The sequence below is a fragment of the Sulfurovum sp. genome (assembly GCF_041562805.1).
Lineage (GTDB): Bacteria > Campylobacterota > Campylobacteria > Campylobacterales > Sulfurovaceae > Sulfurovum.
The window spans coordinates 1-9,131 of sequence record NZ_JBFFOH010000098.1; the positions used below are offsets into that span (position 1 = coordinate 1).

Annotated in this window: 10 protein-coding genes; 2 read left to right on the forward strand and 8 right to left on the reverse strand. The window is 38.6% G+C overall.

The annotated features are described in order from the left end of the window. Together ABYK33_RS10750 and ABYK33_RS10755 are read right to left on the reverse strand one after the other, a co-directional pair. On the reverse strand, positions 1-923 hold a 923-nt coding region (locus ABYK33_RS10750; protein ID WP_373033206.1), incomplete at its 3' end, for a hypothetical protein. Positions 924-1,171: 248 nt separating this feature from the next. After that, positions 1,172-1,315: a hypothetical protein gene (locus tag ABYK33_RS10755; protein WP_155993683.1), complete on the reverse strand. Its 144-nt coding sequence runs from the start codon at positions 1,313-1,315 to the stop codon at positions 1,172-1,174. Between the two features lie 349 nt (positions 1,316-1,664). On the opposite strand from ABYK33_RS10755, the gene ABYK33_RS10760 reads away from it, so the two are divergent. Then, entirely contained in the window at positions 1,665-2,231 is a 567-nt protein-coding gene (locus ABYK33_RS10760; RefSeq protein WP_373033207.1) for a DedA family protein, read from the forward strand. Positions 2,232-2,342: 111 nt separating this feature from the next. Here ABYK33_RS10760 and ABYK33_RS10765 read toward each other — a convergent pair whose 3' ends face one another. After that, positions 2,343-2,591 carry a transcriptional antiterminator Rof gene (locus ABYK33_RS10765; protein WP_373033208.1) on the reverse strand — a complete coding sequence of 83 codons (249 nt, stop codon included), beginning with the start codon at positions 2,589-2,591 and terminating at the stop codon, positions 2,343-2,345. A 61-nt stretch (positions 2,592-2,652) separates the two neighbouring features. On the opposite strand from ABYK33_RS10765, the gene ABYK33_RS10770 reads away from it, so the two are divergent. Continuing rightward, positions 2,653-3,222, forward strand: a complete 570-nt coding sequence (locus tag ABYK33_RS10770; protein ID WP_373033209.1) for a hypothetical protein — start codon at positions 2,653-2,655, stop codon at positions 3,220-3,222. Positions 3,223-3,270: 48 nt separating this feature from the next. Here ABYK33_RS10770 and ABYK33_RS10775 read toward each other — a convergent pair whose 3' ends face one another. The 5 genes from ABYK33_RS10775 to ABYK33_RS10795 form a co-directional block, all read right to left on the reverse strand. Continuing rightward, positions 3,271-4,356 carry a methyltransferase gene (locus tag ABYK33_RS10775; RefSeq protein WP_373033210.1) on the reverse strand — a complete coding sequence of 362 codons (1,086 nt, stop codon included), beginning with the start codon at positions 4,354-4,356 and terminating at the stop codon, positions 3,271-3,273. A 152-nt stretch (positions 4,357-4,508) separates the two neighbouring features. After that, positions 4,509-5,036, reverse strand: coding sequence for an exonuclease domain-containing protein (locus ABYK33_RS10780; protein WP_373033211.1), 528 nt, complete (start codon positions 5,034-5,036; stop codon positions 4,509-4,511). A gap of 104 nt (positions 5,037-5,140) precedes the next feature. Then, on the reverse strand, positions 5,141-7,003 hold the full coding sequence (locus tag ABYK33_RS10785; protein ID WP_373033212.1) for an SLC13 family permease: 1,863 nt from the start codon (positions 7,001-7,003) through the stop codon (positions 5,141-5,143). Positions 7,004-7,505: 502 nt separating this feature from the next. Further along, positions 7,506-8,732, reverse strand: a complete 1,227-nt coding sequence (locus ABYK33_RS10790; protein WP_373033213.1) for an ADP-ribosylglycohydrolase family protein — start codon at positions 8,730-8,732, stop codon at positions 7,506-7,508. Between the two features lie 178 nt (positions 8,733-8,910). After that, on the reverse strand, positions 8,911-9,131 hold a 221-nt coding region (locus ABYK33_RS10795; RefSeq protein WP_373033214.1), incomplete at its 5' end, for a group III truncated hemoglobin.

Consider the following 9,131-nt stretch of genomic DNA (forward strand, 5'->3'; position numbering starts at 1 on the left):
AGTGTTGTCAGTTCTACAAGTGAAGTGTTATAGTCTGATTCGTCGACGGTTATTTTTTCTGTATACTCCGGTGTCGGAAATGCGGTGAAGGGCAGAGTGTTTTTTGATACCCTATATACAAGTATATTGTCGTCTCTGTACGCTTTCCAGCGATCAGCTGCTTCATCGTCTTCAGGCATCGCGTAACGTATCAGGGCGACGAAGTCATCAGCAGTGCTCTGTTTCCCAAGTATGGTGTTGTCACCAACGGGTTCTGTGAAAATGACTTGGCTTTGCAGCCCTGCAGAAGCAGCATCGGCGACAAGTGCATCGGCTAGGAGCTGGTTCGCCGTCGTGATATAAACCACGGCATTGCCGCTCCATGCAATATTCGCATCATCTTCTATGACAACGTTGTTGATATCGTTGCCCAGACTGCCAAATACTTCTGCCCGATCGGGATTGGGAGTGGCTTTCGTGTAAGTGTCATAATGGGAAGTATCACGGCTGAACATATAAGTTTGATACCCCATATAGGCCGCTTTGGGAGGAAGGTTGACAATGGTCATCAACGCATCGTTTTCACCAAGTCGAAAGAACATATTGGTCTTGTCGCCGTTTGGTCCTGTGGCGCTAAACTCATACGCGTAATACGGGTCCAAATACGTCTGCTCAACGGGAAGTTGCGGAATCAGGTAGGGGGCGGCCGGATTGTTGGCAAAACAGGTACCGAAAACCTCGATCAGTTTCACGCATTCAGCATTGTCTACCATATAGAGGCTTCCCTGTGTGACGTTGTAGTCACGTGTACCGAGTGACTCAGCCCACGATTGCCATGGCTTGATGGGTGCGAGGTCATCTGTCTGCTCAGACGAGCCTGAGCTATTGCACCCCGATAACAATAGTACCGCGCTTAACAGCGCGCCGTATAAAGACACTTTCATAGATCCATGCTCCTTTTATAGTTATATCCTCGTTTCATGTTTAACGTGGGAACCAGTAAAACACCAAAGATAGAAGAATCCCTATCAAAAATATTTTAGTATAAAAAGTATATCAAAAATGTGTTATTTGTAAAACCTTATAAAATAAGTTTAAAAATTGGTGTTTTGATCGAAGAAATAAAGCAAGGCATATCCAAAATTTAGGATACGCCTTGCTTTTTTTATCCAAAGTATATTAATATAATGAACTAGAGACCACCAAGAAATGCATCCCAGTGACCAGAATTATCTGGTATTCCTGATCCAGCTTGATCTACTGGTGCAGGATGATGTGCCATAGCGCTTGAAGCTAAACCGATTGTTAGAAGTAAGATTGCTGTTAATTTTTTCATTAAAAATCCTTTTATTTTTTTGTAATGTTTATCTGATATTCAAATCAGAAACGCTTTATTCAGATGAAGTATAAAATAGAAATGTGAAACTAGTGTGAAGAGAAAACTTTATAAAATATATAATTTTTAAGGTTTTGAAGTGCTACTTTTACATGCTTGAACTTATGGCTTATGAGAGCATCTAAAATCCCGAATTTTAGGCATAAAATACAAAATATTACTACAAATTATCCCTAAATAAATTAACTATAACTAACGTTATAAAAATAGCCATATATATATTTTTCAAAAAGTTATATTTTATTACTCTCTAGAATTAAGTATAATAATAAAATAAGGATAAAAAAGTATGTTAGAAGAGCTTACGTCACTTGTTTCACAATATGGTTTATGGATTGTATTCTTTGGTATGATGACAGAAGGGACAATTATGATCATTGTCTCTGGGGTATTCTGTTATCTTGGAATGTTGTCTTTAGCAGAGACCATCCCTGTGTCTATATTTGGAGCACTCATAGGCGACCAATTTTGGTACTTTATAGGTAGGTACTATAGTCAAAATATACTAAACAGATTTCCCTTGATAAAACAAAGAATAAAAAAGCTTGAACATTCTGTAAAAAAACGGGGAGTCTGGCTAGCATTCAGTGGCCGTTTTATTTATACTTGTGCGATATTGTTTCCTGTAACACTGGGTACTTATGGGTATCATTATAAAAAATTTACTCTTTTCAATACACTAGGTATCATAGTATGGAGTGTGTTAGGTATTTCATTAGGATACATATTGGGTACGGGAGCAGAACAGGTTTTTGGAAAAATTGAAAAGATTGAACATGTTACAGGACTTGTATTCATCATTATTTTTTTAGTTTGGTTCACAAAGCCTTATTTCAATAGTAGAGAAAGAGTTTGAAATAGTGAGGTTAAAATATACAACTTCAGTTTATACAGATTAGATATAGTTGTAGAGTTAAATTGAGAGAACGAAGGGGCATTGGTATCATTTGACTCCTATCGTTAGATATTAATCTTCTCTATGTCTTTTACCATTAAATGTAACTACCAATGACAATTTGATTTTTTCTTGTGTATCCAATACTACAAATTCAAAACCATCGATTACTTCCATCGTTTTTACTAAAGCTTTTGTTTGTTGTTTCTCTTGCTTTTTTTCTTGTTCTTCATTTTGATAATATTCTATGTTTGAAGGAATTTTTCTTTGCATTGCAACTGTTAATTGATCAAAAAACTCCGTTGATATAGGGTTGTACATCATTACCTTTCTTGACATTATAAATATGATTATACTATTTAAGCATTAAGTCATATAATGAATGATGGATAAAAAATTAAAAAAATATATAGAACGATATGATTTAATACAGAATTGTGAAACATATGAACTCATGCCAAATGGCGGAATGACAGTTTTGATCAATCAGGAAACAAACTGTGAAGTATTTATTGAAAATCAGGCTTACCAGTTAGAAAATTTCCAAGCCATGCTCATTAATGCCTATGAAGAATCTGTACATATTCAATCTAATAAAAATATAAACCTAATAGCCATAAGATTCAAAGGAGCAGGAGCTTCCTTTTTTTATGAAGAACATATGAATGAACTCATGCAGATTCCCAAAGAACCTATTTTTATAGAAAAAAATATTGTAGAAAATGAGCTTGATACCTATTTTAAAAATCGTTTAAGACCAAGTAAATTACCTTTTAATATTATGAAAATAATTGATTTACTGGATGAGCAAGGAAGTGATTACACTATAGATGAAGTTTTAGAAATAGCAAATGTACCAAGGAAGATCTTGGATAAGATGTTTAGATTGAAAACTGGTTTGACTTTCAAAACCTATGCAACTTTAAAAGAACTTGATACAAAAAGAGCATAGATATGGATAGGATAGAGAGAAAACTCTCTAATAATGAAGTAAGGTGTACTATTTCTTTTCTTTAGGGACTAAAACCCATAATTCCACTTTTTCATTTTCTCTAGAGTCTCTACGTTTGGTTCTTCTAGATGACGCTCTTACATCTCTTGTGAGGTGCAATTCTTTTCTAAAACGGTTATGATTTCGTAGTTCTTCTATGATGGGGTGTGAGCTCTCTTTGTCTACTACTTGTGCTAGATTTGAAAATATGAGGACTATCTTACCGTCAGGAGTAAGGTGCTCTTGTGCTTGTTCAAAGAACCTTGGGAAGAGGTCTTCTTCATAATACATGGCTTTATCGATGCCTTCTTCCAATGCATGTTTTGCTAGTAACCAAGGAGGATTAAACACGATCAAATCAGCTTTCACATCACAATTATCAAATAAATCACCATGATTTAGTGTGATCTTATCTTCAAATCCTAAGCGTTTACTTTCCTCTGCAACACCGATAATGGCATTTTTATTGGTATCTGTTGCGAAGATGTTTTTAAAACCATTCTGGATGAGTTGAAAGGTTAAAATACCAGACCCTACACCAATGTCGATGGCGTTGTCTTTTGCTCCATCATATTTTTTCAACCATTTGTCAAATAACTTTAAATGATCAAATCGTGTAGGGAAATATGTTCCATAATAAGGCTTAAGTGTTAAATCTAAAGTTTTGATCTCAATCCCTGTCTCATACCACTGCCATGAGCTGTTCATGCCTTGCATTTCAGGAAAAGAGACATAAAACTCAGAGACATCAGGATATAACAATGTCAACCAACCACTATCAGGGCCTTTTTTAACAGTGAGCTTATTGTCTTTTACTTTGAGTAATAATCTATGAGAAGCTTCTCTAAAAGCAGCACGATACTCACGTTGTCCTTGAAAACTTTTGTCTGTATGTTTAAGTAAAAGGTTCTTTCTTAGTTCCTTTAGTACTTGTAAACCATTGCTATAAAACTCTTCAACAAGCACATACTTTCCTGCAATCATGTCTTTGACAGTTGCCTCTGTATCCATTTTACGGTAGAAGCTTATAGCTTCGATCTCTGTAGTTATAATATCTGGTCTATCTGCTTGGATAGATTGTAAATCTTCATTCATATGATTATGCCTTTGTCTTATGTCGCAGTTTAATGTATACGGGCTTTGTTCTGGTTTGATTTCTAAAATATTGATGATTTATACCAGAGAATATTGTTTTTTATAAGATATATCACTGGCATCATTTGCAAGTTATTCAAATGCAGTATAATTTAATGTATCTCGCACGCCATTTTATTTAAAATTTCTAAGGTCTTAGTCACATCATAAATAGCACTATGATACTGTTCATCATCAAATTCTATATGGTAATATTTACATGTCTCAATAAGTTTTGGGTTTTTTATATTACCTTTGGTATTGATCGCTTTAACAATCTTTTTATTCTCTTTCATAGTACAGAAATGATTTTCAAAGGAGAGCAACTCTCCAATATGTCTTAATTCAAATGATATGTTATGGGCTACCAATGTTTTAGTGTTTTTACAAAATTCTACAAAGTCCGTATCATCTTCAAAGTACGCTTCATACGTTGCACTTTTTCTTAATCTCTCAAGTCTGTCAGGAGATAGTTTATGTACAGCCAGAGCATGAGGGTTTACTTCATATTCTGAGAAATAATAACGATGAAAAGTATCCAGAACTTTATATTCATTATTTACTTTCTCAACACGGAAAGCTGCCACTTCTATGACATCATGTATATTTGCTGAGTTTGTTTCAAAGTCTAAAATTATCATTTAGTCCTCCAAAGGCTTCGAGTATAAAGGAATCAGGTGATGCTAACTTGTAAAATTTAAACATTTGTTTCTTCTTTATATTTCATTATACGCTCTTCATAACATCACAGTGGCCAGACCCATAGTATTGCGGGTACGCTTACCACTACCACGATGACTTCCAGCAGCAGTCCCAAGCGCCAGTAATCACCAAAGCGAAAGCCGCTTGGCCCAAGGATAAGGGTATTGTTCTGGTGGCCGATAGGTGTCAAAAAAGCAGATGAAGCTCCCACTGCTACAGCCATTAGAAAGGCATCGGCATTTACATCGAGTTGCGCAGCGGTACTGATTGCAATTGGGCACATTACCGCTGCTGTGGCAGCATTGTTCACTAGGTCAGAAAGAAACATTGTAACCACTAGCAGTGTTATCAGGCCAAGAATAGCATCCCCTTGTGTTACCTTATCCAATAAAAAATGTGCAATCATGTCAGCCGTACCGGTAGAGGCGACAGCACCGGCGACCGGAAGCATCGCCGCTAACAACACAATTACTGGCCAATCGATAGCTGTGTAAACTGATCTAAGTGGCACGATGCGCAGCACGATATAGGCAAACATTGCAATGGCGAACAACACGGGCACAGGGAATAGACCTAATGCTGCAGCTCCAACTGTAATAGCCATGATAAAACCAGCGGTAACAGCCTGTCCTTTTTTGGGAACTCGGATGTCACGCGGAGCAAGCGGCAGACAGCCGAATAAGGAGGTAAAACTAGTAATTGCCTCAGGTGCGCCTTGCATAAGCAGCACATCACCAGCCTTGATGGGAATAGACTTTAAGCGTTGAATCGAACGATGACCCTCACGCGATATAGCCAATAGGCTAATACCGTAGCTGGCCCGCAAGTCAAGAGTTAAGGCCGAGCGGCCGATCAAAATTGCGTTTGGCTTTACTACCAGTTCCTGGATTACCACCTCTGACGATTTATGCCTGTCACTATCGTTTTCCTCATTATTAGCCTCTCTGATCGTTCCCATCTCAGCTTGTAGCGGCTCTGCCTTCCCTTCAGTGTTGCCCTTCCGAGCATCCTCTGACATTAAATCCTCTTCCAGTTTGAGACCCAGGCTTGTAAGCGCGGATGATAGTGACTTTGGTTCGACTTCAATAACCAGGATGTCGCCTTCCTTTAGTACACGCCTAGGATTTGGCGCAGAAATATGGACGCCTTGGCGTATCATGCTGACGATCTGGGCATCGGCTTCATCCAACATTTGTTCAGCCTCATTCAGGCGCTTATCCACTGCTTTACTGCCTTCAACAATACGAACTTCACTAAGGTATTTAGCACTGTCAAAACTGCCGGTATCTGCCTGTTTTCGCGTGGGTACTAATCGCCAGCCAACCAAGCCGACAAAAACAATGCCAAAGACAGCAACTGCAAGGCCGACAATGGTGAAATCAAACATACTGAAGCTCTTCATTCCTGTGGTCGCTCGGAACTCGGAAACGATCAGGTTGGTCGGCGTCCCTATGAGTGTGGTCATGCCACCCAGAATTGAGCCAAAGGCCAGTGGCATAAGAATTTTACCAGGCGGCAGGTTCTGTTTGGCAGCCACCTGAATAGCCACAGGCATCAGCACTGCTAACGCACCAACATTGTTCATGAAGGCCGACAGTAGGGCGCCCAAACTGATGAGTGCAAAAATGCTAACAGTTGGTCCTGCTGATGTTGGAATGAATCGCTGGGATAGTATATCCATTGCACCAGAGATCAACAGGCCATGACCGAGCACGAGCACACAGGCCACCGTAATTACCGCTGGGTGGGAAAACCCTGAAAAAGCTTCATTGCCAGGCACCAGACCCGTAACTACACAAACCAGTAAAGCGCCCATGGCAACCAGGTCATGGCGCCAACGCCCCCAAAGGAAGATGACCATAGTTGCAAATAGTACTGCAATAACTATAATCTGATCGTTTGTCATAAAAAATCTCTTGTATGAATTAAAAGTGTTGTGATCAGCAGAGTACTATCCTCCCGTTATTTACATTTTTTAACTTGCGTATAACTATTTATTAGGGGGAACATAATAGTGTCCCACTATTACTATATGTTTCATTTTATCAGTATATCGAATATGTCCTGCTATTTCTTAAAAATATACCAATTTACTATATGTTTACTCAATTTTTCAAAAAAAACTATAAAATGATAACAGTTGCTTATGTCCCTTAGATTATGTAAATAATTTCTTATTCCAATAAGCTATAAAAATCTTTAAATATAGAGCTAAGGTGATAATAATAACTTACTTTTTAGTTTGTACGGCGGATATACGTGCGTATTCTAAGTACAACTTGGGAACGAGGTTCCGGTAGATATCGAAATCATATCTGACGGATCCATGCTTGTTTCAGATGACAGGGCGGGTGCTATGTACCGGATATGGTATAGCGGCAAATATTCATATGTGTATAATTCATGTTCTAAAGTAGATTTATAAAACTCTTTATCTCATTTTGAAGTTCATCATAGGCCAATAAACCGGATTTTAGCTCATGAGATATTTCGGTACTTGCTGCTCCGGCAAGGAGCCCCAGTATCATCCCCCGGTGCACATTATCGCCTCCTGCATTTGCATTGGCTAAAAGAGAAGCTTTAAAATCTGCCTTATTTCTTTGAAAAAGACATAATAAAAGTGGCAGACCGTGTTCAGGATAACAAGCCGTTGCAAAGCGTTTACCGATGATCTCTTCATCAGAATACTCTTTTAGCACTTCATTAACATCCAAATTCGTATTAGAAAATTCTGTATGGATCTTCCACATCTGATCTTTAGGGATATTCCCCGGACCATGATACTCCCTATATGTTTTTGAGAGTTCCTCCCCTGTGATCTTGATCAGCCTCACCTGTTTAGCATATTTGGAGATAGTCTTTTGCGGGTCTTCCCCGTTTAAAAGTGTGTGCAACAATGGAACCAAGACACCCAACGCTGAAGAGATATTTTCAGATCGGTGTGTTAACTGCTGATGGGAGATTGCCATACCCAGCCCCTGATAAGGCTCTTTTGCCATGAGGGCGAGAACTAAAGGGCGTATTATACCTCCATGTGAACCGATAGACCAGACAGATCGTTGTTTTTGGGCGCAAAGTTCAGGTGCGACTCCTTTGGAATAATTTTCAAACCAGGCGCGGATGTAGATTTCACAATAAGGATCTTTATTTTGTCCGGGTGTTGTCATATATGTGATGAAATCATCCAAAAAAGTATCCTGATCATAACTTCCTTTGGCAATGACTGAACGCATTAGCACGCGTACAAGATGTGCACCCAAGGTGTTTTCTCCTGCCTTTAATCCATGATGGTAGTGATAGCGTTCATTCAGAGTCGGCATAGCGTTTGCATGTTCACCGGCACGTTCAGCAGTCCTTATGTTGATGTGGTTATAGGGAGTGTCATAAAAACGGATATGCTCATGCAATATATCATAGGAACGGCCAAGCTCTTTTGCTTTAGGAACATCAGGATGGTAACCATTTCCAACCATAAAAGATTCCGGATGAGGATGAGGCGCGTCATTGTAACCTGTAATAGACCCAAAATCCTTTTTAAGGTAATCAAGTCTGTAGTACCAGTGTGCAGGCATGCAGAGGGCATCAGAGATAAAAAGTCCCCAAAGTGCATTTTCAATACGTAGTTTTTTATTCATAGCTCAATCCTTTCTTTTATGTATCTTTAGCATAGCAAAGCTCTGTGTAGTATCTGCAGATCGATAAAAATGACTATATAAGGGAGAACAAGAGAGATATGAGAGGGGGGGGAAGTTAGACTCATTCATTATTTCACTATGAGAGAAGCACTTAACCCTCTAGAGAAAGGTGGTATATCTATGCTATCATTAAATTTCGCATAAAATTTCCAGCTATGATCATACTACGCTCTTTAAACTTTGAAGCAATACCCTCTACATACACTTCATCTAATGTCTCTGTAAAAAGTTTTAGCCACTGTTCAAAAGTCTCACGCTTGAGTTGTCCTAATTTTGTATGAGGTAAAAACAAATTACCACTATATTTGGGATTACCAAGTGCCAGAGAAGACCAAAAGC